The 26,467-nt window shown below is 67.5% G+C and carries 21 protein-coding genes; 13 read left to right on the top strand and 8 right to left on the bottom strand.

All coding sequences use genetic code 11. From position 1 onward, the window contains the following. The first annotated feature begins 142 nt into the window (after window positions 1–142). Window positions 143–1,615 carry a cobyric acid synthase gene (locus BM115_RS03840; protein WP_092290911.1) on the top strand — a complete coding sequence of 491 codons (1,473 nt, stop codon included), beginning with the start codon at window positions 143–145 and terminating at the stop codon, window positions 1,613–1,615. A gap of 61 nt (window positions 1,616–1,676) precedes the next feature. Continuing rightward, entirely contained in the window at window positions 1,677–2,342 is a 666-nt protein-coding gene (locus BM115_RS03835; RefSeq protein WP_092290715.1) for a ParA family protein, read from the top strand. On the opposite strand, the gene BM115_RS03830 is transcribed toward BM115_RS03835, so the two are convergent. Continuing rightward, window positions 2,331–2,891 carry a GNAT family N-acetyltransferase gene (locus BM115_RS03830; RefSeq protein ID WP_092290713.1) on the bottom strand — a complete coding sequence of 187 codons (561 nt, stop codon included), beginning with the start codon at window positions 2,889–2,891 and terminating at the stop codon, window positions 2,331–2,333. The genes BM115_RS03835 and BM115_RS03830 overlap by 12 nt on opposite strands. A gap of 206 nt (window positions 2,892–3,097) precedes the next feature. On the opposite strand from BM115_RS03830, the gene BM115_RS03825 reads away from it, so the two are divergent. Continuing rightward, window positions 3,098–4,294: a PepSY-associated TM helix domain-containing protein gene (locus BM115_RS03825; protein WP_092290711.1), complete on the top strand. Its 1,197-nt coding sequence runs from the start codon at window positions 3,098–3,100 to the stop codon at window positions 4,292–4,294. A gap of 8 nt (window positions 4,295–4,302) precedes the next feature. Here the strand turns inward: BM115_RS03825 and BM115_RS03820 are convergent, their stop codons facing one another. The 5 genes from BM115_RS03820 to BM115_RS03800 all read right to left on the bottom strand — a co-directional run bounded on the left by BM115_RS03820 (window position 4,303) and on the right by BM115_RS03800 (window position 7,451). Continuing rightward, window positions 4,303–4,821: a type II toxin-antitoxin system YhaV family toxin gene (locus BM115_RS03820; protein ID WP_092290709.1), complete on the bottom strand. Its 519-nt coding sequence runs from the start codon at window positions 4,819–4,821 to the stop codon at window positions 4,303–4,305. Further along, complete coding sequence (locus BM115_RS03815; RefSeq protein ID WP_092290707.1) at window positions 4,821–5,174, bottom strand: type II toxin-antitoxin system PrlF family antitoxin; 354 nt, start codon at window positions 5,172–5,174, stop codon at window positions 4,821–4,823. Before BM115_RS03815 ends, BM115_RS03820 begins: the two co-directional genes overlap by 1 nt. Before the next feature lie 130 nt (window positions 5,175–5,304). Continuing rightward, the gene (panC, locus tag BM115_RS03810; protein WP_092290705.1) at window positions 5,305–6,147 is read right to left on the bottom strand and encodes a pantoate--beta-alanine ligase; all 843 of its coding nucleotides are present in this window, start codon (window positions 6,145–6,147) and stop codon (window positions 5,305–5,307) included. A 156-nt stretch (window positions 6,148–6,303) separates the two neighbouring features. Then, a complete protein-coding gene (locus BM115_RS03805; RefSeq protein ID WP_092290703.1) occupies window positions 6,304–7,206 on the bottom strand; it encodes a segregation and condensation protein A in 903 nt (300 codons plus the stop codon). A gap of 53 nt (window positions 7,207–7,259) precedes the next feature. Then, entirely contained in the window at window positions 7,260–7,451 is a 192-nt protein-coding gene (locus BM115_RS03800) for a DUF3460 family protein (RefSeq protein ID WP_092290701.1), read from the bottom strand. A 342-nt stretch (window positions 7,452–7,793) separates the two neighbouring features. Between BM115_RS03800 and BM115_RS03795 the strand changes: the two genes are divergently transcribed. Genes BM115_RS03795 through bamE form a run of 3 tightly spaced genes read left to right on the top strand, consistent with a single transcriptional unit; the run spans window position 7,794 to window position 14,295 of the window. Then, on the top strand, window positions 7,794–9,557 hold the full coding sequence (locus BM115_RS03795; protein WP_092290699.1) for an autotransporter assembly complex protein TamA: 1,764 nt from the start codon (window positions 7,794–7,796) through the stop codon (window positions 9,555–9,557). Further along, on the top strand, window positions 9,557–13,705 hold the full coding sequence (locus tag BM115_RS03790) for a translocation/assembly module TamB domain-containing protein (protein ID WP_369823369.1): 4,149 nt from the start codon (window positions 9,557–9,559) through the stop codon (window positions 13,703–13,705). The genes BM115_RS03795 and BM115_RS03790 overlap by 1 nt, the downstream gene beginning before the upstream one ends. 44 nt (window positions 13,706–13,749) lie before the next feature. Then, window positions 13,750–14,295: an outer membrane protein assembly factor BamE domain-containing protein gene (gene bamE / locus BM115_RS03785; RefSeq protein ID WP_092290907.1), complete on the top strand. Its 546-nt coding sequence runs from the start codon at window positions 13,750–13,752 to the stop codon at window positions 14,293–14,295. Between the two features lie 55 nt (window positions 14,296–14,350). On the opposite strand, the gene metG is transcribed toward bamE, so the two are convergent. Continuing rightward, window positions 14,351–16,429, bottom strand: coding sequence for a methionine--tRNA ligase (metG, locus tag BM115_RS03780; RefSeq protein WP_092290697.1), 2,079 nt, complete (start codon window positions 16,427–16,429; stop codon window positions 14,351–14,353). A 262-nt stretch (window positions 16,430–16,691) separates the two neighbouring features. Beyond that, entirely contained in the window at window positions 16,692–17,327 is a 636-nt protein-coding gene (locus tag BM115_RS03775; protein ID WP_092290695.1) for a YiaD family glycine zipper/OmpA-like lipoprotein, read from the bottom strand. A gap of 375 nt (window positions 17,328–17,702) precedes the next feature. Between BM115_RS03775 and apbC the strand changes: the two genes are divergently transcribed. From apbC to BM115_RS03740, 7 genes are all read left to right on the top strand, one after another. After that, window positions 17,703–18,791, top strand: a complete 1,089-nt coding sequence (gene apbC, locus BM115_RS03770) for an iron-sulfur cluster carrier protein ApbC (protein ID WP_092290693.1) — start codon at window positions 17,703–17,705, stop codon at window positions 18,789–18,791. 14 nt (window positions 18,792–18,805) lie between these two features. Then, the gene (locus tag BM115_RS03765) at window positions 18,806–19,351 is read left to right on the top strand and encodes a DUF3305 domain-containing protein (RefSeq protein ID WP_092290691.1); all 546 of its coding nucleotides are present in this window, start codon (window positions 18,806–18,808) and stop codon (window positions 19,349–19,351) included. 18 nt (window positions 19,352–19,369) lie between these two features. Next, on the top strand, window positions 19,370–19,993 hold the full coding sequence (locus tag BM115_RS03760; RefSeq protein WP_092290689.1) for a DUF3306 domain-containing protein: 624 nt from the start codon (window positions 19,370–19,372) through the stop codon (window positions 19,991–19,993). A gap of 103 nt (window positions 19,994–20,096) precedes the next feature. After that, window positions 20,097–22,238 (top strand): 4Fe-4S binding protein, encoded by a 2,142-nt coding sequence (locus BM115_RS03755; protein ID WP_092290687.1) that lies wholly within the window; start codon window positions 20,097–20,099, stop codon window positions 22,236–22,238. Window positions 22,239–22,282: 44 nt separating this feature from the next. Next, window positions 22,283–22,924 carry a TorD/DmsD family molecular chaperone gene (locus BM115_RS03750; RefSeq protein ID WP_092290685.1) on the top strand — a complete coding sequence of 214 codons (642 nt, stop codon included), beginning with the start codon at window positions 22,283–22,285 and terminating at the stop codon, window positions 22,922–22,924. 174 nt (window positions 22,925–23,098) lie between these two features. Beyond that, complete coding sequence (locus tag BM115_RS03745; protein ID WP_092290683.1) at window positions 23,099–23,320, top strand: formate dehydrogenase; 222 nt, start codon at window positions 23,099–23,101, stop codon at window positions 23,318–23,320. Between the two features lie 72 nt (window positions 23,321–23,392). Next, window positions 23,393–26,461 (top strand): molybdopterin-dependent oxidoreductase, encoded by a 3,069-nt coding sequence (locus tag BM115_RS03740; protein WP_092290681.1) that lies wholly within the window; start codon window positions 23,393–23,395, stop codon window positions 26,459–26,461. Window positions 26,462–26,467: the final 6 nt, after the last annotated feature.

Genomic DNA, 26,467 nt, shown 5'->3' with positions numbered 1-26,467 from the left:
TGCCCGCACGCATGGAACTTGCAGGGCCACCGCGCGTGGCGCACCGGCCGGGCAACGACGCTGCGATAATCGCGCCATGCAATCGAAAACTATTTCCAGCGCTGCGCCGCTGGCCGGCGGGCGTGCCCTGCGCGGCACCCTGATGGTCCAGGGCACCACCTCCGATGCAGGCAAGAGCACCATCGTCGCCGGCCTGTGCCGCGTGCTGGCGCGCGCCGGCGTGGCGGTGGTGCCGTTCAAGCCGCAGAACATGGCGCTGAACAGCGCGGTGACCGTCGATGGCGGCGAGATCGGCCGCGCGCAGGCGTTGCAGGCGCAGGCGGCGGGGCTCGCCCCCCATACGGACATGAACCCGGTGCTGCTCAAGCCGAGCAGCGACATCGGCGCGCAGGTCATCATCCACGGCCGCGCGCGCATGGATCTGGACGCCCGCGCCTATCACGCCTACAAGCCGCAGGCGATGGCCGCCGTGCTGGAGAGTCACGACCGCCTGAAACAGGCGTACGAAGTGGTGCTGGTGGAGGGCGCCGGCAGCCCCGCCGAAATCAACCTGCGCGACCGCGACATCGCGAACATGGGGTTTGCCGAGCGGGTGGACTGCCCGGTGGTGCTGGTGGCCGATATCGACCGGGGCGGCGTGTTTGCCCATCTGGTGGGTACGCTCGATTGCCTGTCCGAGACCGAGCGCGCGCGCGTGACCGGTTTCATCATCAACCGCTTCCGGGGGGATATCCGCCTGCTGGAGCCGGGGCTCGACTGGCTCACCGCGCGCACCGGCAAGCCGGTGTTCGGCGTGCTGCCTTACCTGCACGGGCTGCACCTCGATGCCGAGGACGCGATCATCGACGCCCAGCCCGCCCGGGATGGCGACGACGTGCTGCGCGTGATCGTGCCGGTGCTGCCGCGCATCTCGAACCATACGGATTTCGACGCCCTGCGCGCCCATCCCGGCGTGGACCTGCGTTTCATCGGCCCGGGCATGCCGGTGCCGCCGGCGGACCTCGTGATCCTGCCCGGCAGCAAGAGCGTGCGCGCGGACCTGGCCTTCCTGCGCGCCAACGGCTGGGACCACGCGCTGGCGCGGCATCTGCGCTATGGCGGCAAACTGATCGGCATCTGCGGCGGCATGCAGATGCTGGGCCGGCGGATTCATGACCCGGATGGCCGCGAAGGCCCCGCCGGCAGCAGCGATGGCCTCGGCTGGCTCGACTTCGACACCACGCTGGCCCCGGAAAAGCAGTTGCGGCAGGTCGGCGGCCGGCTGGCGGGCGATGACGCGGCGCCGGTACGCGGCTACGAGATCCACCTCGGCGTGACCGAGGGGCCGGCGCTGGATCGGCCCGCTTTGTGGCTGGAAGACAACATTTCGGGCGATGGGGCCGGGCGGCCCGATGGCGCCCGTTCGGACGACGATCAGGTGCTGGCGACCTACGTCCACGGCCTGTTCGACGACCCCGCCGCGTGCGGCGCGCTGTTGCGCTGGGCCGGTTTGCGGCACGCGGAGGGGGTGGACCTCGACGCGCTGCGGGAGGCATCGATCGACCGGCTGGCGGACACCATGGCCGCCCATCTCGACCTGGCTGCGTTGCTCGGACCGCTTTCCAGGCAGTCCTGACCGTTCAGTCCGGGGCGCCGAGCCGGTAGACTATCGCAGCCATCGGTTCCTGGAGCTTTTCATGCCGGTAGTCGTGATCGCGAATCCCAAGGGCGGCGTGGGCAAGACCACGCTGGCCACCAATCTGGCGGGCTATTTCGCCCGCCACGGCCATGCCGTGATGCTGGGCGACACGGATCGCCAGCAGTCCTCGCGCGCCTGGCTGGGGCTGCGTCCGGCCGCCGCGCCGCCCATCCGCACCTGGGAAATCAATGGCGATCACATCGCCCGGCCACCCAAGGGCACCACCCACGTGGTGCTGGACACCCCGGCCGGCCTGCACGGCTGGCGCTTCGGCGATGTCATGAAGCTGGCGCACCGCGTGGTGGTGCCGCTGCAGCCGTCGATGTTCGACATCCTCGCCACCCAGGACTTCCTCACCAAGCTGGCCGATGAAAAGCGCGTGCGCCACGGCGAGGTAGCCGTCGGCGTGATCGGCATGCGCGTGGACATGCGCACGCGCGCGGCCGAGCAATTGCAACGATTTGTCGAAGGTCTTGGCTTGCCGGTGCTCGGCTACCTGCGCGATACGCAGAACTACGTGCAACTGGCCGCGCACGGGCTGACGCTGTGGGACGTGGCGCCGTCACGCGTGGCGCGGGATTGGGAGCAGTGGCAGCCGATTTTGCACTGGCTCGATGGGGGTTCGGCGATGCAGCCTGCCGCGCCTTCCCCTTCAGCCACCTGAACTCCCGGTCAGCCGCCGCAACAGCGCGTCCACATCGACCCACGTCACCCGGCGGATCGGCACCATCAGGTCGGTGCCGGGGAACGGGTCGTCGAAACTCGCCGATTCCTCGCCGCCCAGCGCCTGGTAGAACGCCCGCGCCTGGGCGTTGCCATCCAGCACATAGAGAAACAGGGGCTTGCCGGGCCATTCGTAGGCCACGCGCGCGGCGCAGTGCGTCATTAGCCGCTTGCCGAGGCCGAAGCCCTGGTAATCGGCCATCACATGGAGGTTGTCGAGGTAGATGCCGTAGCCCGGTTCGGCCAGCGGCATCAGGCAACTGAAGCCGGCCGGCTTGCCGTCCACGCGCAGGATGGTGACGATCAGCGGCGCCTCGGCGTCCTCCAGCATGCGTGCGCGCCAGGTGGCGAGGCGCTCGGCCGGGGCGTGGTCTTCGAGGTATTCGGTGGGAATCAGGTCGCCATAGGCGCGGCGCCAGCTGTCAGTGTGCAGCGCGGCCAGCAGGTCCGCGTCAGCGGCCGTGGCGGGGGTGAGTTCGATATCGGACATGGCGGGGCAGGTGTGGGCGGCGCACGACGGCAACGCCACCGCACGACCACCGATCTTAACGTGCCACTGTTAGAATCGCGAATTCTTCGCATTTGCATTTGCGGGCTGCCCCACAGATGCCGAGCGATCGCCTCTGGTGTGGTGAATCGGCACGTTATTTAGTGACTGATGCGGCACTCTACAATCCCCAATCCGCCCCTGACACCATGGTCTCCGGCCGTCTTCGTACCGTCTTCCTCAAGCTCCATCTCTATATCGGCCTGACTTTCGGCCTGTTGTTCGTGCTGATGGGCCTGACCGGCACCATGATTGCGTGGCGCGAGGAACTGGACACCTGGCTCAACCCGGACCTGCTCGTGGCGTCCTCGTCGGCGCGGATTCCGGTGGGTGCGGCCACGGTGGAGACGGTGACCGCCAAGCTGATGGCCGACCCGCAGTACGGCAAGCCGAACCTGCTGATGCTGCCCACGCACGAGCACGGCGTGTTCACCGCCTATTACCCGCTCAAGGGGCCCGAGGCCGGGCTGGGGCGCTCCCGGCAGGTGATGATCGATCCGATCACGCTGACCGTGAAGGGTGAGCGGTTCTGGGGCATTCCGGGGCTGTCGCGCCAGCAACTGATGCCGACGCTGTTCCACCTGCATCGCTACCTGCTGAGCGGCGAGACCGGCAAGACCATCACCGGCGTGGGCGGCATGATGCTGCTGATCCTGGTGCTGGTGGGGATCGTGCTGTGGCTGCCGAAGCTGACGGCGCGCGGGCTGAAGCAGTCGGTGCGCATTGCGCACGGCGGCTCGTGGTCGCGCTTCACCTACACGCTGCACCGGGCGGGCGGCATCTTCATGGCGCCGGTGCTGGCCACCATCGCGTTCTCGGGCTGGTACCTGAATTTGCCGAAGTGGGTCACGCCGATCATCAGTAGCGTGATGACGGTGAGCCCCAACGACAAGCCGCAGTCGGCCACGCCGCCGGCTGGCGTGCACGCGATCACCCCGGCCCAGGCCATGACGGCCGCCCAGCGCGAGTATCCGAACGCGCTGGTCACGCGCATCGGCCTGCCCCGCAAGCCGGGCGATTCCTATGAGATGCGCGTGCGCCAGCCCGGCGAAGTCCGTAACGACAGCGGCTCCACGCGCCTCTGGCTGGACGCTTACACGGGCCAGCGCCTCGGCGCCCGCGACCCGCTGGCTGCGGAAACGCCGTCCGGCGACACCCTCATCACCTGGCTGTACCCGCTGCACTCCGGCGAAGCCTTCGGCACCCCGGGCCGCGCCTTCATCACCGCCTTCGGCCTGATCCCCCTGATCTTCGCCATCACCGGCGTGCTGATCTGGTGGAAACGCCGCAGCGGCCACCGCCGCCATCTGGCGCGGGAACGGGAGAGGATGCTGCGGGCGGGGTGAGCGGGGGGTTAGTTCATCGAGACACTGCGCAGCGGCGTGACGAGGCCAGCAAGCTCTCGCTCGGCCAGTTGCGCCGCGGCCAGCAGGCTGTCCCAGTCGTCGGGCGGATTGCCGTTCGCCAGCATCTTCGCGAACACGCGGTACGCATCGGTCTTGCTTTCGTAGGCGCGCTTGGTGGTCTCGTCGTTGACCCAGCCAAACACGATGACCTTCTGCTGCGCGTTGAAGCGGTAGAACAGCCGGTACTGCTGGAAGAACCGCGCGCGGCACCAGTGCTTGTGCGTGTCGCCCAGCGTCCCCCCGAGCCGGTATTCGGCGTTCGACGGGTCGGACGGAATCCTGTTCATCATCAACTCGAAGATCGCCCTGAGCCGCTTCGCGGCGTTCTTCTGCCGATAGCCTTCCGGATCTTTTCTTGCCAGCCCCTCGACGGTGATGGTCAGCGACGTCAGTTGATCGATGAACAACGGATGGGCGTACAACCGCCACCCGTTGACGACCGGGGTCTCGGTTTGCGGCTCTGCCATCAGTCTTCGTCCGGCAGCGGGGCGTCGAGGTCGATCTCGATTTGACGCGTGAGTTCGTCGATCCGGGCCAGCAGATCCACGCTCAGCGCACGCAGGCGTTCCGGATGCTGGGCGATGTCGCGCTCCAGCAGGTCCAGGAAGGGGGCGAGTGCCGGGTCATGGGATACCGTCGCGCCCGTTGCTCGCTGCATGACGACTTCGCCACTTGGCCGCACCACGTAACGGATCTTGTCGCGGCGCTCAAGTTTCAACGCGCGCCGGATGACGTCGGGCACGGTGGTCTGGAATCGGTCGGTCAGCGACGATTCCGCCTCGACAACGGCCTCCTCGGGCGCGTGGTACACGAGCGGCATGGTGGAACTCCTCAACACAATGCCGTCATGGTAATGCATTTGCATTACACGAGCAATGCAAATGCATTACCGATGGGCCGAAAAAAAGCCCGCGCAATGGCGGGCTCTCTTGCAGCAAGAAGCTGAAACCTCAAATCTCGAGGTTATCGATCAACCGCGTCGCGCCCAGTTTGGCGGCGGTCAGCACGACCAGCGGTTCGCCGGCGGCGAATTCCTCGCGGGTGGGGGCTTGCAGGTTTTCGCGTTTGCGGATGGACACGTAGTCGGGCTTCCAGCCGCGCGCGGCCAGCTTGGTGACGGCATCGGCTTCCACCTGGAGCAGGTCGACCTTGTCGCCCGCGAGTACCGTATCGCGCACTTCATGGAGAGACTTATAGAGCGTCGGTGCTTCGGCGCGCTCGGTCTCGGTCAGGTAGCGGTTGCGCGACGACAGCGCGAGCCCGTCCTCGGCGCGGATGGTTTCCGCCGGGATGATGTCGATGGGCAGCGCGAACTGCTTGACCATGCGGCGCACGATCATCAGCTGCTGGTAATCCTTCTTGCCGAACACGGCTACGCGCGGTTGGGCGCACGAGAACAGCTTCATCACCACCGTGCACACGCCCTTGAAGAAGCCGGGGCGGAACTCGCCTTCGAGGATGTCGCCCAGGTCGTGCGGCGGCTCCACGCGGTATTCCTGCGGCTCCGGGTACATGTCGCGCTCGGTGGGCGCGAACAGCACGTAGACGCCTTCCCTCTGCAGCTTTTCGATGTCGTCCTGCAGCGTGCGCGGGTACTTGTCGAAGTCCTCGTTCGGGCCGAACTGCAGCCGGTTGACGAAGATCGATGCCACCACCGGGTCGCCATGCTGGCGGGCCAGGCGCATCAGCGACAGGTGGCCTTCATGCAGGTTGCCCATGGTGGGGACAAACGCCGCGCGATTCTGCCCGCGCAACTGGTCCCGCAGCTCTTGGATAGAGGAAATGACTTTCATGTACGTGGTGTGCTGTCGTGGTAGGAGAGCGCCCGGGTGCGTGCCCGGGGTGCACCGGCTCTTGAAATCGCTGAAACGGGGGATGGCCGGTTGTCGGCGGATTGTAGAGCATCCGCGCCATTCGAAATGCCGCCTCGGCGGCTTGACCCGTGGGAATCAGGTCGGCGTGTACGTCAATCGCACATAAATTGGTGCGAACGGCTCGGCCTGCGTGATCTCGACGAGGGCCTCGCGCGACAGTTCCAGCATGGCGATGAAGTTCACCACCACCACCGGCACGCCCTTGCCGGAGCGGATGGCGTCGTCGAACAGTTCGGTGAACTCCATGAACCTTGAGTGCTGCAAACGCCGCAGGATCTGGCTCATGTGCTCGCGCACGGAGAGTTCCTCGCGCGAGATCTTGTGATGCTGGTTGAGCTTGGCGCGCCGGAGCACGTCAGCCCAGGCGGACTGCAGGTCAATCGTTTCCACGTCCGGGAAACGCGGCGACAGGCTCTGCTCGATATAGACCTGCGAGCGCAGGAAGTCGCGGCCGAGTTGCGGCACGGTGTCCAGCCGCTGCGCGGCCAGCTTCATCTGCTCGTATTCGAGCAGGCGGCGGACCAGTTCGGCGCGGGGATCCTCGGCTTCGTCGTCGCTGTCGGCCTTCTTCACCGGCAGCAGCATGCGCGACTTGATCTCGATCAGCATCGCGGCCATCAGCAGGTATTCGGCAGCCAGCTCGAGGTTGGTCTTGCGGATCTGCTCGATGTACAGAAGATACTGACGCGTCACCTGGGACATCGGAATGTCCAGCACGTTGAAGTTCTGCCTGCGGATCAGGTACAGCAAGAGGTCCAGCGGCCCTTCGAATGCTTCCAGGAAGATCTCGAGCGCGTCGGGCGGGATGTAGAGGTCCTGCGGCAGCTTGAACAGCGGCTCGCCGTACAGGCGCGCGAAGGCCATGCCGTCGACCATGTCGCCGGGGCTGGTCGAGGCCGCACCGCCGGCGGGCGCCACGGTTGGCAGCTCCACGGGCAGCGTCAGCTTTTCCTGCGCGTCTTTCTCGCTCGGATGCATCCGGGTCAGGTCGGGTTCGGGATCGGGCGGGCCGGGATCGGGCTCAATCGGGCTTAGTTGCCCGACGAGTACACATACGGCTTCTGGGCCACGCGCGAGTCGTTGGCGCGGGCGCGTTCCTCGAGGTCGATCGGGGTCTTGTCCCACAGCAGGGCGCGGCCTTCGCGCTGCTCGGCTTCAAGGGCAGGACGTTCCTGCTTGAGCGTCTTGATGAACTGGGTGATTTCCGATTCGTACATGGCCATGATGAAACTCGCCGCCCGGTGGCGGAGTGGGGGAATAGTGGGGCACGATTTTACCGTATCGGCGACCGGGCAAGGAGGAATCGGCGGACGATGTCCGGGGCGCGAACCGGGAAGCGGCCCCGGGCGCCGGTTTCCGGTGTAATTTGACGCGATTCCGGCGTCGGACGCGGGGCCGGGTGTGGTCAAATAGCGACTTTGCCGGATCGACACGGACGGATGAGGATCGACTTGGGTCACGTGGCCACAAGGAGCGCCGCAAGCCGGGCGTTGCAATGCCCCCCACAGCCCCCCCAAGCCGGGGACGGTTGCCGCGCGCGCCTGCGCCGGGCAGGGCTGGCCCTGATGCTCGGGCTGGCCGGGCTGCTGATCCAGCTGCTGGCGTCCGAGGCGCTGGCCGCCCGCGCCGCCTACAAGGTGGAGATCGAGGCCCCCAAGGTCCTCAAGGACATCCTCGAGGAACACCTCGACCTCGCGCGCTACACCACCCGCACCGACATTTCCGAAGACCAGTTCGCCTACATGGTGGAAACCGTGGGCGAGCAGGTGCGCCAGTTCGCCTCCACTGAGGGCTGGTTCGATCCCGAAACCAAGGCCACCGTGACCGGCGAGGGCGACAGCCGCGTGGTCCATATCAGCGTGGACGCCGGTGCGCGCACGCTGATCCGGCGCGTGGACCTGGAGGTGACCGGCCCGGCCGCCACGCAGAACCCGCAGCAGGTGAACGAGATGCGCGCCAAGTGGGGCCTGCCCGTGGGCGACCCGTTCCGCCAGGCAGACTGGGACAAGGCCAAGGAAGACGCGCTGGTCGCCCTGCAAAGCCATACCTACTATGGCGCGAAGCAGACGGCGTCGCGCGCGCGGGTGGAGCCGGACGAGCATGCCGCCGATTTGTCGGCGCGCTTCGAGAGCGGGCCGGCCTACGTGCTCGGGCCGCTCGAGGTGGAGGGCACGCGCCGCTATCCCGAACAGATCGTCCGCAACGTGAACCCGCTCCGCGAGGGCGAGCCATACCGCGTAGAGCGGCTGCTGGAGTTGCAGCGGGCGATCCAGAACCAGCCGTACTTCTCCAATGTGCAGGTGGATCTGGCCGAGCCGACGCCGGCCGAATCGGCCGAGGCCGCCGCGAAGGACGAGACCGTGGTGGCGCCCGTGAAGGTGCGCGTGCGGGAATATCCGACGCACCGCGTCAGTTCCGGTGTCGGCTTCACCACCGATACCGGCGCGCAGGTGGAAGGCCGCTACTCGTACTACAACCTGTTCAACCGCGCGTGGGTGCTCGACACCCAGGCGCGCATCGAGCAGAAGCGCCAGTACGGCTTTATCGAGGCGGCCATGCCGCCGGACTCGCATACCTACCGCAACAGCATCTACAGCAGCTACGAGCGCACGATCGACATCGAGAGTACCGACCTGACCAGCTGGCGCGCCGGCCTCAAGCGCTCGCGCTCGCGCGAGAAGTACGACACCACCGTGTCGCTCGATTTCTACTACGACAACCTCGTGCCGTTCGGCCAGCCGGAGCAGATCTCGAAGGCGCTCGTGCCGGCCTTCGCCTGGACCCGCCGCGACGTGGACAACCCCGTGTTCCCGCGCCGGGGCAACGTCATCAGCACGCAGATCGGGGTGGCGGCCAAGAATATCCTGAGCGATGCCACCTTCCTGCGCATGTATGGCCGGATTCGCCAGTACGTGCCAGTGGGCAACCGCGACCTGTTCATCGCCCGGCTGGAACTGGGTGCCAATATGACCTCGGCCGATCCGGCGCTGATTCCGGCCTCGCTGCGCTTCCGCGCGGGCGGTACCGATTCCATCCGCGGCTACAGCTACCAGTCGATCGGCACGCCGAACGGCGCCAGCGTGCTGCCGGCGCGCTTCCTGGGCACCGGCAGCCTGGAATACCAGTACTGGTTCAAGCCCGAATGGGGCGTGGCGGCGTTCTGGGACATGGGCACGGCCACCAACGACCTGCACGGCGTGAAGCTCTATCACGGCGTGGGCGTGGGCGCGCGCTGGCGCAGTCCGGTGGGCCCGGTGCAGCTGGACATCGCCTATGGCATCCAGCAGAACCAGTTCCGGCCGCATATCTCGCTTGGGGTGGCGTTCTGATGCATATGGACATGCCACCCGTGCCCCGCCGCAATGAAGATGAACCGCGCGCGCCGCGCCCCCCCCGTCCAATACGCCGCCGCGTCTGGCGAGTGCTCGGCTGGACGCTGGCCGTACTGCTGGCGCTGCTGATCGCCGCCATCGCCACCGCCGTGGTGGCGCTGCGCACCGAGGCCGGCACGCGCCAGCTCTGGACGCTGGCCACGCGCTTCTCCGCCGGCATGCTGGCCGGCGCGTTCGAGGGCGGCACGGTCGTCAGCGGCCTGCGGCTGCGCGATGTGGTCTACGCCAGCGGCGACACGCGCGTCAGCATCGACAAGATCGATAGCCGCTGGAGTGCGACGTGGTCGCCGGCGCGCCTGCATGTGGAATGGCTGCGCCTGGGCAAGATCGACGTGCGCCTGCCGCCGTCCGCGCCCACGCCGGACACCGGGCCGGCGCAGATGCCCAAGTCGCTGGAGTTGCCGCTGGCCATCGACGTCGACACGCTGACGATTGCCGAACTGTCGCTGCTGCAGGGCCCGCCCGCAACGGCCACGCCGCAGGTGTTTTCCGATCTTGCCGGCGCGCTCCATTCCGATGGCATGCGTCACCGCGTGGTGGTGGACAAGCTCGTCACGCCGTACGGCAAGCTGCAGGCCAACGCACAGATTGCCGGGCAGGCGCCGTTCGCGCTCTCCGCCGAGGCGCTGCTGGAGGGCCATTGGCAGGACGAATCGTTCGCCGTATCGGCCACGGCCAACGGCGCGCTGGACGCCCTGCGCGCCGAGGCGGAAGCCACCGGCGACCGCATCCGCGCGCGGGCCGGCATCGACGTGACGCCGTTCGGCAAGGTGCCGTTCACCCACCTGCTGATCGATGGGGACCGGATCAACCCGCGCCTGTTCAGCCCCACGGCGCCGCAGGCCAACCTGACCGTGCATGCCGAGCTGCGCCCCGTGGAAGCGGTGGCACCGCCGCCGCAGATCGCCCAGCCGGCGCCGGGGCAGTCCACGGCGAGTGCGGTGGCGGCGGCTTCGGCGGCATCGGCCTCCGCGCCGGTGCCACAGCCGGCGCCGCGCACGCGCAACCCGCTGGCCGTGGCTGGCGAGGTCACCGTGCGCAACCTCGATCCCGGCCCCATCGACAAGGAACGGCTGCCGGTGCACAGCGTGCGGGCGCGCGTGGAGGTCAGCGAGATGGCCCAGACGCTGCGCGACCTGCGCATCGCGCTGCCGGGCAAGGCCGAGATCGTCGGGCAGGGTGCGCTGCACGACGGACGCGGCGGCTTCGACCTCGACGTGCACCGGCTCAACGCGGCCGATCTGTATACAACGCTGGTGCCGACCAATCTCTCCGGGCCGGTGATCCTGCGGCTGGAGCCGGGCCGCCAGAGCGTGGCGCTGGACCTGGCCGGCGGCGAACTGAAGCTGTTTGCCGATGCGCGCGTGGACGAAGACGCCGTGACGCTGTCCGCGCTGCGCGCCGGGCTGGGCGCCGGCACGCTGACCGCCGAGGGCAAGCTCGGCCTCAAGGACACCCAGCCGTTCAGCTTCAAGGGCAAGCTGGCCAATTTCGATCCGGCGCGGCTGGCCAAGGTGGCGCCGGGCCGCATCAATGCCGATTTCTCGACCACGGGCTCGCTGGCCAAGGTGCTCAGGGTGGCGCTCGATTTCGGTCTGCACGAGAGCGAGTACGCCGGGCTGCCGATGACCGGCACCGGCAAGATCCGGCTTGAGGGCGAGCGGCTGCTGCCCAGCGAGGCGTCCCTGCTGATGGCCGGCAATCAGGTCAACCTGCGCGGCAGTTTCGGCGCGCGCGGCGACCGGCTCAAGGTCAATGTCGATGCCCCGCAACTGGAGCGCCTCAAGTTCGGCGTGGCCGGGCGCGCCAAGCTGGACGCCGAGGTCACCGGCACGCTCAAGCGTCCCGAGGTGGTGGGCGACTACAGCGCGCAGGCGCTGGTGATCGGCCCGCACAAGGTGGCCAGCGCCAGCGGGCATGCCGAACTGCGCGGCGGCCTGGACGGCACCGTGTCCGTGCAACTCGCCGCGCGCGACTATCAGGGGCCGCAGGCCACCGTCCATACGCTCGATGCCAACCTGAGCGGCACGCAGGGCAATCACACCTTCGACGCCAAGGCGGCCGGCACGGTGAACCGCCAGCCGATGCAGCTGACGCTGGCTGGCCAGGGCGCGTGGCAAGGTGACAAGGGCTGGAACGGCACCATCCGCACGCTCGACTTGCGCGGCACGACCATCGTGCGGCTGGCGGCGCCGACGCAGCTGCTGGTGGCGGACCAGCACATCCGGCTCGGGCAGGCGCGGCTGTTGTTCGAGCGCGCCACGGCCAACATCGACGGATTCGAGTTCGACCATGGCCGCATCCGCACGCAGGGCAATCTCGATGGGGTCGAGGTGGCCAATATCTTGAAACTGATGCAAACGCTGACCGGGGAGCCGCCGCCGCTGCGCTCGGACCTCGTGCTGGACGGCCGCTGGAACCTGAACCTGGCCGAGACGGCGACCGGGTTTGCCGAGATCCGCCGGCGCAGTGGCGACGCCTCGATCAGCGCCGGGCGGGGCTGGACCACGCTGGGGCTGGGCGAGACCGCGCTGCGCGCCGAGTTCGTTGGCAACCGGGTCACGTTGCGCGGCGGCACCACGGCGGCACGGATCGGCAAGATCGACGTCGATGCGTCGGCAGGGCTGGTGCAGGAGCAGGGGCTGCTGACCGTGGGGCCGGCTTCGACGCTGGCCGGCACAGTGTCGGCGGACATCCCCCGGTTGAAGTCGCTGGAATCCCTGACCGGCCCGCAGTACGCGTTCGAGGGCAAGCTGGCCGCCGCGATGCGGCTCGGCGGCACGGTCGGCAATCCGCTGCTGACCGGCACCCTGGACGGCAGCGAGATCGCCGTGACGCTGTATGACCAGGGTATCCGCCTGACCGACGGCGTGGTCCATATCGTGCTCGACCAGAACACGGTGGAAATGAAGGAAGTGCGATTCCGGGGCGGAGACGGCACGCTGGTGGCTACCGGCAACGTCAAGCTGGGCGAGACCGACCCGAACCTCACCGCCAAGATCGTGGCCGACAAGCTCCAGCTATTTGCCAGCCCCGAGCGCACGCTGATCGTCTCGGGCGAGGCCGGCATCGCCAACGAGAACAAACAGATTGCGATACGCGGCAAGTTCCGCGTCGATCGTGGCCTGTTCGACCTGCCCAAGTCCGGCGCGCCGGTGCTCGGCGACGACGTGGTGGTGGTGCGCCGCAGCGACCAGCGCGAACTCAAGACCGCCGCCACGCCGGTGGTGCCCGAGTCCCAGCCGGCAAGCCGCTTCAGCCCGCTGATCGACATCACCGTGGATCTCGGCGACGACTTCCGCTTCCGGGGCGCCGGCGCGGACATCAAGCTCGCGGGCCAGCTCGGCGTGAGGAGCGAGCCGCTGGCGCCGATGCGCGCCACGGGAACGGTGCGCGTGGTGGATGGCACGTACGAGGCGTTCGGCCGCAAGCTCAACATCGAGCGCGGCATCATCAACTTCAACGGGCCGATCGACAATCCGAACATCAACATCCGCGCCATGCGCCGCAACCAGGAGGTGGAGGCGGGCGTGGAGGTTACCGGCACGGTGCGGATTCCGCGCGTGCGGCTGGTGTCGGAGCCGAATGTGCCGGAGGAAGACAAGCTGTCTTGGCTGATGTTCGGCTACGGGGCGGAGAGCGCCGGGGCGGGCCAGCAGCGGCAGTTGAGCGGCGGCGCGCTCGGTGGCGCGGCGCTGGGCATGATCGGCGGCCGGGCGGGGAAGGGCATCGTCTCGCACCTCGGCATCGACGAATTCTCGATCGGGCCGTCCACGGCGGGCCTGAACGACCAGCAGGTGGTCAGCGTCGGCAAGGCCGTGACCGAGCAGATCTCCGTGGGCTACGAGCAGAGCCTGACGTCGGCGTCGAACGTGGTGAAGCTGACCTGGGCGTTCTCGCGCCGCTGGTCGCTGATTGCCAAGGGCGGGTCGATCAACGGGCTGTCGGTGCTGTTCAACCGCCGCTTCAATAACTGGAGTAGCCTGTTTGCCGCCGACCCACCGCGCCGGTCCACGGCTGCCGACGCTGGCACCGCGTCGGCCAGCGAGCCGGCCGGCGACCCTGTGGAAGCCATCAAGCGATAACCACCATGACCTTCACTTACGCGTCGCGCAGACGCCTTGCCACCATGGGACTGATTGCCTCCTTGCTTGCGCTGGTCGGCTGCGACCAGCAGAAAGTGGACGAAGCGATGAAAAAGGCCGGCAACGTGGCCCGCGACACGTGGAACAGCGTGAAGCCGGACAGCCAGCTATTCAAGGGCATCGAGATCGGCAAATCGACCGAGGATGACGTGCGCCGCCAGGCCGGCAAGCCCGAGATCGTGTGGGAGGAGGCCGATGGCGGCAAGCGGCTGGAGTACCCGCGCGGGCCCGAGGGCGTGACCACGTGGATGGTGACCACCGCGCCGGACGGCACCGTGCGCACCATCGAACAGGTGCTGACGGCCGAGAACTTCCAGCGCGTGCGCCCCGGCATGAGCCAGGACGGCATCCGGCGCATGCTCGGCAAGCCGACCAAGGTGGAGGCGTTCGCGCTGAAGCAGGAGGAGGTGTGGGGCTATCGCTGGCAGGAGTCGCCCGCGGACCGGGCGTTCTTCAACGTCCACTTCAACAGCCAGGGCGTGGTGACCACCACGTCACGCAGCGACGACCCGTCGCGGCAGGGGGGATGAAGTCTTTTCTCCCCTCTCCATTGGGAAGAGGGGAGCGAACACACGGTAGGCGAACTTAGCCGATCCGCATGCCCGGTACCGCGCCGCTGTGCGGTTCCAGGATGTACAGGCCCGGATTGGCCTTCTCGTCGGCCGCCGAGGCTGCCAGCACCATGCCTTCGGACATGCCGAACTTCATCTTGCGCGGCGCCAGGTTGGCCACCATCACGGTCAGCTTGCCCACCAGCTGCTCCGGCGTGTAGGCCGACTGGATGCCCGAGAACACGTTGCGGGTCTTGCCTTCGCCCACGTCCAGCGTCAGTTGCAGCAGCTTGCTGGAGCCTTCCACCTTCTCGCACGCCACGATCTTCGCCACGCGCAGGTCGATCTTCGCGAAATCATCGATCGTGATGGTGTCGCCGATCGGCTCGATGCCGGCCGGGGCGCCTTGGGCACCATCAGCGCCAGCCGGGGCGGCGGTGGCCTGGAGCGAGTCGCGGTTGGCAGCCACCAGCGCCTCGATCTGCTTGGTGTCGACGCGGGTCATCAGGTGGGCGTACGGCTGCACCGGACGGTCGGCCGACAGTTGCTTGTCGATGGCGCGCCAGTCCAGCGGCTCGATGTTCAGGAAGCGCTCCACGCCGGCGGCCATGGCCGGCACCACGGGCTTCAGGTAGACCGTCAGCAGGCGGAAGGCTTCGAGCGAGACCGAGCAGGCTGCGTGCAGCGCATCGCGCTTCGCCTCGTCCTTGGCCAGCTCCCACGGCTTGTTGGCGTCCACGAAGCCGTTCACGGCATCGGTCAGCTCCATCACCAGGCGCAGTGCCTTGCTGTACTCGCGGCCCTCGTAGAAGGCGGCGAGCTGCGGCGCGGCCTGGCGCAGCTGCACCAGCAGCGGGTTGCCGAGCGCGGCCTCGTTGACCTTGCCGTCGAAGCGCTTGACCAGGAAGCCCGCCGCACGGCTGGCGATGTTCACGTACTTGCCGATCAGGTCGCTGTTCACGCGGGCGACGAAGTCGTCCAGGTTCAGGTCCAGGTCTTCCATGCTCGCGTTGAGCTTCGCCGCGAAGTAGTAGCGCAGCCATTCCGGGTTCATGCCGGTGTCGATATAGCTCTGCGCGGTGATGAAGGTGCCGCGCGACTTGCTCATCTTGGCGCCATCCACCGTCAGGAAGCCGTGCGCGAAGACGTTGGTCGGCGTGCGGTAGCCCGAGAAACGCAGCATGGCCGGCCAGAACAGCGTGTGGAAGTACAGGATGTCCTTGCCGATGAAGTGGTACTGCTCGGCGGTGGAGTGCGGGCCGACCCAGGCGTCGAAGTCGATGCCCTTCTTTTCCGCCAGGTTCTTGAAGCTGGCGTAGTAGCCGATCGGGGCGTCCAGCCAGACGTAGAAGTACTTGCCCGGGGCACCCGGGATCTCGAAGCCGAAGTACGGGGCGTCACGCGAGATGTCCCAGTCGCTCAGCGTGGAGGCCTCGCCTTCGCCGCCCAGCCATTCCTGCATCTTGTTGGCGGCTTCCGGCTGAGCCAGGTCGGCCACCCACTCGCGCAGGAAGCTCTCGCAGCGCGGATCGGACAGCTTGAAGAAGAAGTGCGTCGACGTCTTGCGCACCGGCGTGGCACCGGAGACCACCGAATACGGGTTCTTCAGGTCGGTCGGCACGTAAGTTGTGCCGCATACTTCACATGAATCGCCATATTGGTCCTTGGCGCCGCACTTCGGGCACTCGCCCTTGATGAAGCGGTCCGGCAGGAACATGTTCTTGACGGGGTCGTAGAACTGCTCCACCTCGCGCTCGGCGATCAGGTCCTCGGCCTTCAGGGCCAGGTAGATCTTCTCGCAGAGCTGGCGGTTTTCCTCGGCGTCGGTGCTGTAGTAGTTGTCGAAAGAGACCAGGAAGCTGTCGAAATCGCGCTTGTGCTCGGTCCAGACGCGGTCGATCAGCTGTTTCGGGCTGATGCCTTCCTTCTCGGCGCGCAGCATGACCGGCGTGCCATGGGTGTCGTCGGCGCCCACGTAATAGACCTCGTTGCCCATCATGCGCTGGAACCGGACCCAGATGTCGGTCTGGATGTATTCCACCAGATGGCCGATGTGGATCTGGCCGTTGGCGTACGGCAGGGCGGATGTGACGAGGATGCGACGTGCGGTCATGAAGGAGGCCGGGGAATGATGATGAGGTCCGGCGGGCCGCCGGAGGGCGGGCGCGAGGACGGAAAGCGGCTATTTTAGCAAGCGGGGCGCCGGCGCGTCCGGAATCGGCATTGCAAACCGTTCGACCAAAAAAAAGCGCCGGTTGGTACCGGCGCAGCTTTCCACAACGGAAAAGGAGGAGAAATCAGATACCGCCCGGGAGGTCAGCCACCCATCGCGAGCCAGCAACGGTGGCAAGCGGTATCTGAACGGTATGACCCGCTCACCCCTGAATTGGTTTCAAGAAAATTTCGACTCGTCGATTTTGGGCCCGGCCAGCCTCGGTGGCGTTGTCCGCCACGGGCTGCGTCTGGCCCCGGCCCTCGGCGCTCAGGCGGTTCCGGGCGACGCCGCGGTCACCCAGGTACGACGCCACGCTCTGGGCGCGGCGCTGCGAGAGCTGCATGTTGTAGTTCGGGTTGCCGGTGCTGTCCGTATGGCCCACCACGTTGGCGACCACGTCCTGGTGCTGGCCCAGGGTCTGCGACACCTGGTCGAGCACCGAGCGGAACGACGGCTTGATGCTCGCGCTGTCCGTATCGAACGTCACCTGGCTCGGGATATTCACCTTGAGCGAGCCGTCCGGCTGCTCGGTGATCTGGGTGCCCGTGCCCGCCGTGTCCTTGCTCAGCTTGCCGCGGATGGCATTCCAGTTGTAGCCGGTGGCCCCGCCCACGGCACCGCCCACCGCCGCGCCCACGAGCGTGCCAGTGGTGTTGCCGCCGATCAGGTTGCCCAGGCCGGCACCCACGGCCGCGCCCACGCCAGTGCCGACCGCGGTATGGGTCTGCTGCTCCGTGGCGCAACCGGCCAGGGCTGCGGCAACGGCGAGCGAGACGGTGACGAGCTTGAATCTCATGCTTTCTCCTTCTGATGACATGCTGGGATATTTCACAAATGTTCGGCCAACGGCATACCGCATGGTAACTGCATCCGCCGGATTGACGCATCGAGCGCCCACAAGTTTCATCATGCGTTTGAAAACAAGCAGGACGATCGGGGCCGGGCGCCTTGCCGGCGTTGCCCCAGGCGGGTGGCCGGGCACTGGCGCACTACAATAGGGACATGGCAGCACCCGCACAAGGGCAAAGGTGTCAGAGATGTAAATGTCTGTAATTCCACACTCGATGGAGGGGATCTCGCCCGGCGCTATCGCGCCCCTGGCTGCTCCTTCATACTTTGATACATTACGCGCCTAATCCCCACCGACCTATATAAAGAAGCGGAGTCTGCCTTGAGCCTCACCATTGAACAGGTAACCGATGCCCTGCGCACCGTGATCGATCCCAACACGGCCCGCGACCTGGTGTCCACGCGCTCCGCCCGCAACGTGCGGGTGGACGGCGGCGATGTCTCGGTGGAAGTGGAACTGGGCTATCCGGGCAAGAGCCAGATCGAACCGATCCGCAAGCTCGTGATTGGCGCGCTGCGCACCCTGCCCGGCGTGACCAACGTCAGCGTGACCGTGACCATGAAGATCGTGGCCCACGCGGTGCAGCGCGGCGTGAAGCTGCTGCCGGGCGTGAAGAACGTGATTGCGGTGGCCTCGGGCAAGGGCGGGGTGGGCAAGTCCACCACGGCCGTGAACCTGGCACTGGCGCTGGCCGCCGAGGGCGCCCGCGTGGGCATGCTCGATGCCGATATCTACGGCCCGAGCCTGCCGATGATGCTGGGCATCGACGGCCGCCCCGAGTCGGCCGACGGCCAGACCATGGAGCCGCTGGAGGGCCACGGCCTGCAGGCCAACTCGATCGGCTTCCTGATCGAGCAGGACAATCCGATGGTGTGGCGCGGCCCGATGGTCACGTCCGCCCTGGAACAACTGCTGCGCCAGACCAACTGGCACGACCTGGACTACCTGATCGTCGACATGCCGCCGGGCACCGGCGACATCCAGCTGACCCTGTCGCAGAAGGTGCCGGTGACCGGCGCCGTGATCGTGACCACGCCGCAGGACATCGCGCTGCTGGACGCCCGCAAGGGGCTCAAGATGTTCGAGAAGGTCGGCATTCCGATCCTCGGCATCGTCGAGAACATGGCGGTCTACTGCTGCCCGAACTGCGGCCACGTCGAGCATATCTTCGGCGAAGGCGGCGGCGACAAGATGAGCAGCGAGTATGGCGTGGACCTGCTCGGCAGCCTGCCGCTGAACCTGTCGATCCGCGAACAGGCCGATTCCGGCCGCCCCACCGTGGTGGCCGAGCCGGATAGTCCGATTGCCGGGATCTACCGCGAAGTGGCGCGCAAGGTCGCCATCAAAGTGGCTGATAAGGCGCGTGACATGACGAACAAGTTCCCGAGCATCGTGGTGCAGAACACCTGAGGCCGGCCGCCGCCATGGACGAAACCCTTCCCGCATCGCCTGTCTCGCCCGAGACCCCGCCGGCTGGCCGGCCTGGGGTCACCATGGCCGTGGTGATGCGCAAGGTGCCACTGGCCAACCGTTGGCAGCCCTGGAAGTGGGAGCTGGACGCGGTGCTGCCGGACCTGGGCGAGTACGGCGCCGCGCCGCTGCGGCTCGATGCCGACAGCCACGGCGCGCGCTGGCTCTATCCGGGCCATCCCGTGACGCTGTATCGCGACGAGGGCGAGGGCTACTACCTGAACCTGACCTCGACCACGCCGTGCTGGTTCGTGCTGTGGCGCATGGCCGAGGAGCCCGATGCCGATGGCGAGACCCGCGCGGTGCCGGTGACGGTGACGCTCTCCTACAACGAGGCCGGGCGCTGGCTCGATGCCGGCGAAAGCGTGGAGAACGTGCCGCTGGAACCCGCGCAGCGCGAGTGGCTCGAAGCGTTCACGCAGGAAAACTATCGCCCCGAGCCCAAGAAACGGCGCCGTCCGGAGTCCTTCAAGGCGCCGGAAGACCGCGCGCGGTACTGACCGGCCCCGGACCCTGCCATGAGCGACGCCGATTCCTCCTTCCTCTCGCGCTGGTCGCGCCGCAAGACCGCCGTGCGCGAGGGCCAGCCGGTGCCCGCCGAGCCGGCGCTGGTGCCTGAAGCCACCCCGGCGGCGTTAGCGGAATCCCCCGCTGCGCCACCTGCCGACACCCAGGAAGCCGCGCCGCTGCCCACCCTGGCCGACGTGGCGCTGCTGCAGCCGGGCGACAACATCGCCCGCTTCGTGGCGCGTGGCGTGGACGAGACGGTCAAGCGCGCCGCGCTGAAGACCCTGTTCGCCGATCCGCACTTCAATGTGATGGACGGGCTGGACACCTATATCGACGACTACGGCAAGCCGGACCCGATTCCGCTCGATGTGCTGCGCCGCATGACCCAGTCGGAGACGCTCGGGTTGTTCGACCCGATCGAGGAAGAGGAAAAGGAAGGGGAAGCGAAAGAGAAAAAGGAAACGGAGGGGGAGGGCGAGATGGCGGCCGATTCCAAGGCGCTGGAAGCCGAGGAATCCCCGGAAACCGAGGTCGCGCAAGCCCAATCCGCGCCCGACCTCCCCGCCGACCTCCCCGCCGACCTCCCCGCCGACATCGCCATCTCGCCCCTCCCTGCGGATAAACGCGCGTAGCCCTGCGCCGCGTGTGGGCCTAGAATGGGCCACCCCTACAAATCCGCCGACCGGACGATCCTCCACCACGAAGAGGCGCCGGGCCGGCAAGCAGTCTTGCCCCATGCCGACGCTGATCTGCAATTGCAACGACACCATGCCGCTTGACGGGGCGGCACTGTCCGATGCCTCTGGTTCCCTGAAGGTCCACCGCCTGCTGTGCCGGCGTGAAATCGGCGATTTCCGCCGGGCGCTCGATGGCGCGGAAGACGTCATCGTAGCCTGCACCCAGGAAAGCCCGTTGTTCACCGAGGTGGCTGGCGCTGCGCGCGAGGGCGGTGTTGTCACCGCGCCGGTGCGCTTCGTCAATATCCGCGAGACCGGCGGGTGGTCGCAGGGCGCGCGCCGTGACCCGGCCACCGCCAACGCCAAGATCGCCGCCCTGCTGGCTGCCGCCGCGCTCCCCGAGCCCGACCCGGTGGCGGTGGTGGACTACCGCTCGCACGGCGCCGTGCTGGTACTGGGCCCGGCCGCGCGGGCGCTGCCCTGGGCGGGCCGGCTCACCGAGGCCGGCCTCGAAGTCACCGTGCTGCTGACCGGCGCATCGATCAGCGATGTGACGCCGCCCGCCAGCCGCGCGTGGCCCGTCCACAGCGGCACGCTGGCCGGCCTGACCGGCTGGCTCGGCAACTTCACGGCCAGCTGGCGGACCGGCGCCGGCCAGAGCAACCCGATCGACCTCGACCTCTGCACGCGCTGCAACGCCTGCGTCGATGCCTGCCCGGAAGGGGCGATCGACTTCAGCTACCAGATCGACCTGGACCGCTGCCGCGACCATCGCGACTGCGTGAAGGCCTGCGGCGCGGCGGCGGCGATCGACTTCGACCGGCCTGCCGCCACTACCGAGGCGCGCTTCGACCTAGTGTTCGACCTCAACGACGCCCCGGCCTTCGCCATGCACCAGCCCCCGCAGGGCTACCTGCACGCGGGCGCCGACGTGGCGCGCCAGCATGCCCACGCGCTGCAACTGCAACAACTGGTGGGTGAGTTCGAGAAGCCCAAGTTCTTCCGCTACAAGGAAAGCCTGTGCGCCCACGGCCGTAACCAGACCACCGGCTGCACCGCATGTATCGACATTTGCTCGACGCAGGCGATTGGCTCGCGGTGGCGCGATGGCAAGGGTTCCATCGAGGTCACGCCCAATCTCTGCATGGGCTGCGGCGCCTGCACCACGGTCTGCCCGACTGGCGCCATCAGCTACGCCTATCCCGGCCCCGAGGCGCTTGGCGAGCGGCTGCGCACGCTGGTCTCGACTTACAACGCCGCCGGCGGCCGTGATGCCGTGCTGCTACTGCATGGCGAGGAGTATGGAAATCCGGCCATCCTGGCGCTGGGCCGCGCGGCCCGGGCCGGGCAGGCGCGCGGCGTGCCGCCCAACGTGATTCCCGTGCCGCTGTTCCACCCGGCTGCCACCGGCATCGAACTCTGGCTGGCGGCGCTGAGCTGGGGCGCGGGCGGCGTGGCCGTGTTGCTGACCGGCGACGAGGCCCCGCAGTACCGCGCCGCACTGGTCGAACAGATGGATGTGGCGCGCGCCATTGTCGAAGGGCTGGGCTATCGCGGGTTGCGGCTGACGCTCGTGGAAGCGGGCGACGTGGGCGGGCTGGATGCCGGCCTCGCCGCGCTCGCCAGTCCCCCGTCGCGCGTGACCGCGCCGCCGCCGGCCAGCTTCCGCGCGGCGCTGGCCAAGCGCGAGACGCTCGACTTCGCCATCGACCATCTCGCCCGCCATGCCCCGGTGCCGGCCGAAGTGGTGCCGCTGCCCGCCGGCGCGCCGCTGGGCGCCATTACCGTGGACACGGGCCGCTGCACGCTGTGCATGGCCTGCGTGGGCGCGTGTCCGTCCAACGCGCTGCGCGACAACGCCGAGCGCCCGGTGCTGGCCTTTATCGAACGCAACTGCGTGCAGTGCGGGCTGTGCGAGACCACCTGCCCGGAGGACGCCATCGCGCTGGTGCCGCGCCTGCTGACGGGCGAGGGCGCCCGCCGCACGGTGACGCTGAACGAGACGCAGCCGTTCCATTGCATCCGCTGCGCCAAGCCGTTCGGCACCGCCCAGATGGTGCAGTCGATGCTGGTGCGACTGGCCGGCCACCCGGCCTTCGCGGGCGCCAACGCGGACCGGCTGAAGATGTGTGCCGATTGCCGCGTGGTGGACATGATCGAAAAAGACACCGGCGCGACGCGCGGGGCCACGCTCCAGTAACGCCAGTCGCCCCGCAGGGTGCGGCCGACCAGACCTATCAAGACATGACTGATTTCCAGCCGATTCAGCTGATCCCGCCCGCGCCGGCCCCCGGCGAGCCCGACGCCGAGGACATGGCCCGCGCGGACCTCTACGGCCTGCTGGCCACGCTGTTCTTCCAGCCGCCCGATGCCGCGCTGCTCCACCATATCGCCGCCAACCGCGCCAATGCCGAGGACGCCCGCACGGTGCTGGGCCAGGCCTGGAACGCATTGTGCGACGCAGCATCGACGACCACCGCCGAGGAAGCCGCCGACGAGTACGCGCGCCTGTTCGTCGGCGTGGGCAAGCAGGAGGTCTTCCTGTACGGCTCCTATTACCTGGCCGGCTTCCTGAACGAACGCCCGCTGGTGGCGCTGCGCGACGACCTGGCCCGCTACGGGCTGGCGCGGCACGAGGGCATCAGCGAGACCGAGGACCACATCGCCACACTGTGCGAGGTCATGCGCTTCCTGGTGGCGGGGGATGATGTGGCGGTCTGCAACGCCGGCGAGCAGCAGCGCTTCTTTGCCCGCCATATGCAGCCGTGGATGGAGCGACTCTGCGACGCGCTGGGCGAGCACCCGCAGGCGCAGTTCTACCGCAGTGCGGCAGAACTGCTGCGCGCGTTCACCGGCGTGGAGGCGGTGGCGCTGGAGATGCATTGAGGCAGGGCGATTGTGTGAAAGCCGTGTGAAAGGCCAACGCAAGCACCGGGTTTATCCGCAGTTTGAGGATTTTCCGATTGACAGTGTGGTCTTTCATTTCGCTTCAATCTAGAATATGCAAGACAAGGCATAAATAGATCATCCATCGGTCACGCAAAGCCGACAGGAGCCCCCATGAAAGACAAGCAATCCCGGGTCGCACGCCGGACCTTCCTGGCCGGGGCTGGCGTGGTTGCCGCTGCCGGTGCCGCCGCTGTGGCCACGCGCGGGCAATCGGCGCTGGCCGATGCCCTCGCGCCGCCCACCACCGCCGATGCGGCCGATCCCGCGCCCGACAGCCAGGGCTACCGGGTCTCCGCCCATATCCGCAAGTACTACCGCACCACGCTGATCTAGACCTGGGCGCCCGCACGGCGTGCCGGCTGGCGCGCCTTGTCTCTCGTCCCCCCTCTTTCGCCGAGGCAAGACATGATCCTGACCCGCAAGCGCGCGGACCAAGGCCAGACCGACCGGGTTGCGAACCGGCTCGCCGACCCAACTGCTCCGCAGGCCCATCCTTCCAGTCATGGCAATAGTCATGGCAATGGCAATGGCAACGGGCGCCTGGCGTCCCGCCTGGCCGCAGGGCTGGCCGGGGCGATGCCGACGATGGATCGGCGCAGCTTTCTCAAGCGGTCGGGCATCGGCGTGGGTGCCGGGCTGGCCGCCACGCAACTGACGCTGATCCGCAAGGCCGATGCCGACGACGGCAAGACCGGCGCCGGGGCCGGCAAGGGCGAGATCGTGGTACGGCGCACCGTGTGCGGCCACTGCTCGGTGGGCTGCGCGGTGGATGCCGTGGTGCAGAACGGCATCTGGATACGCCAGGAACCGGTCTTCGACTCCCCGATCAACATGGGCGCGCACTGCGCCAAGGGTGCCGCGCTGCGCGAGCACGGCCATGGCGAGTACCGGCTCAAGTACCCGATGAAGCTGGTCAACGGCAAGTACCAGAAGATCAGCTGGGACCAGGCGCTGGACGAGATCACGGCGAAGATGAAGGCCATCCGCCAGGAGACCGGCCCCGATTCGATGTTCTTCGTCGGCTCTTCCAAGCACAGCAACGAGCAGTCGTACCTGCTGCGCAAGTGGGTGTCGTTCTTCGGCACCAACAATACCGACCACCAGGCGCGCATCTGCCACTCCACCACCGTGGCCGGCGTGGCGAACACCTGGGGTTACGGGGCGATGACGAACTCGTACAACGATATGCAGAACGCCCGCGCGGCGCTGTATATCGGCTCCAACGCCGCGGAGGCGCACCCGGTGTCGATGCTGCACCTGCTGCACGCCAAGGAGAACGGCTGCAAGGTGATCGTGGTGGACCCGCGCTACACCCGCACGGCGGCCAAGGCGCATCACTACGTGCGCATCCGTTCGGGCACCGACATCGCCTTCCTGTTCGGCGTGCTGTATCACATCTTCCAGAACGGCTGGGAAGACCCCAAGTACCTGAACGACCGCGTCTACGGCATGGACAAGGTCAAGGCCGAGGTCCTGGCCAAGTGGACCCCGGACAAGGTCGAGGAAGTCTGCGGCGTGCCCGAGGCCCAGGTGAAGCTGGTGGCCGAGACCATGGCGAAGAATCGCCCGTCCACGCTGGTCTGGTGCATGGGCCAGACCCAGCACACCATCGGCAATGCGATCGTGCGCGCCTCCTGCATCGTGCAGCTGGCGCTGGGCAATATCGGCGTGTCGGGCGGCGGCGCCAACATCTTCCGTGGCCATGACAACGTGCAGGGTGCCACCGACGTGGGCCCGAACCCCGACTCCCTGCCGGGCTACTACGGCCTGGCCACCGGCGCGTGGAAGCACTACGCGGCGGTGTGGGGCGTGGATTACGAATGGATCAAGAAGCAGTTCGTCTCGCAGACGCTGATGGAAAAGTCCGGCACCACGGTATCCCGCTGGATCGACATCGTGACCGAGAAGCGCGACCTGATCGACCAGGACAACAACGTCCGTGGCGTGTTCTTCTGGGGCCACGCCCCGAACTCGCAGACGCGCGGCCTGGAGATGAAGCGCGCGCTGGACAAGCTCGACCTGCTGGTGGTGGTGGACCCGTACCCCTCCGCCACGGCCGCCATGGCGAACATGACGCCGACCGACGGCGACAAGATCAATCCGAACCGCGCCGTCTACCTGCTGCCGGCGGCCACCCAGTTCGAGACCTCGGGGTCGTGCACGGCCTCGAACCGCTCGCTGCAATGGCGCGAGAAGGTCATCGAGCCGCTGTTCGAGTCGATGCCCGACCACACCATCATGCAGGCCTTCGCCGAGAAGCTCGGCTTTGGCAAGGAGCTGTCGAAGAACTACAAGATGATCGAGGTCAAGCGCGCCGGCCGTACCTGGCAGGAGCCCGAGACCGAATCGATCTTGCGCGAGATCAACGCCAGCAACTGGACCATCGGCTACACGGGCCAGTCGCCGGAGCGGCTCAAGTCGCATATGCGCAACATGCAGATGTTCGACGTGAAGACGCTGCGCTGCAAGGGCGGCAAGGACCCGGTCACCGGCTACGACCTGACCGGCGACTACTTCGGCCTGCCGTGGCCGTGCTACGGCACGCCCGAACTCAAGCACCCGGGATCGCCGAATCTTTATGACACCTCGAAGCACGTCATGGACGGCGGCGGCAACTTCCGCGCCAACTTCGGCGTGGAGCGCGACGGGGTGAACCTGCTGGCCGAGGATGGCTCCTGCTCGGCCGGGGCGGAGATCACCACCGGCTACCCCGAGTTCGACCACGTGCTGCTGAAGAAGCTGGGCTGGTGGGACGACCTGACCGACGCCGAGAAGAAGGCCGCCGAGGGCAAGAACTGGAAGACCGACCTCTCGGGCGGGATCCAGCGCGTGGTGATGAAGAACCACGGTTGCCATCCGTTCGGCAACGCCAAGGCGCGCGCCGTGGTCTGGAACTTCCCCGACCCGATCCCGCAGCACCGTGAGCCGCTGTACTCCACGCGGCCGGACATGGTCGCCAAGTACCCGACCCACGACGACAAGATGGCCTTCTGGCGCCTGCCCACGCTGTACAAGTCGGTGCAGCAGCGCAACATCGAGAACAAGATCTACGAGAAATTCCCGATCATCCTGACTTCGGGCCGGCTGGTGGAATACGAGGGTGGCGGCGAGGAAACCCGCTCCAACCCGTGGCTGGCCGAGCTGCAGCAGGAGAACTTCGTCGAGATCAACCCGCAGGCAGCGTCCGCGCGGGGCATCCGCAACGGCGACTACTGCTGGGTGCGCACGCCGACCGGTGCCCGCCTCAAGGTGCGCGCGCTGGTGACGGAGCGCGTGGGCGTGGATACGGCGTTCATCCCGTTCCACTTCTCGGGCTGGTGGGAAGGCAAGGATCTCAAGCAGTTCTATCCCGATGGCGCGTACCCGATCGTCCGGGGGGAGGCCGTGAACACGGCCACCACCTACGGCTACGACTCGGTGACGATGATGCAGGAAACCAAGACCACCGTTTGCCAGATCGAGCGGTTTGCCTGAGCCTGA

The sequence above is a fragment of the Cupriavidus sp. OV096 genome (genome assembly GCF_900115455.1).
In the GTDB taxonomy this organism is placed as follows: Bacteria; Pseudomonadota; Gammaproteobacteria; order Burkholderiales; family Burkholderiaceae; genus Cupriavidus.
Note: the sequence above shows the minus strand (reverse complement) of the source record. Positions and strands in the feature narration are given on the sequence as shown.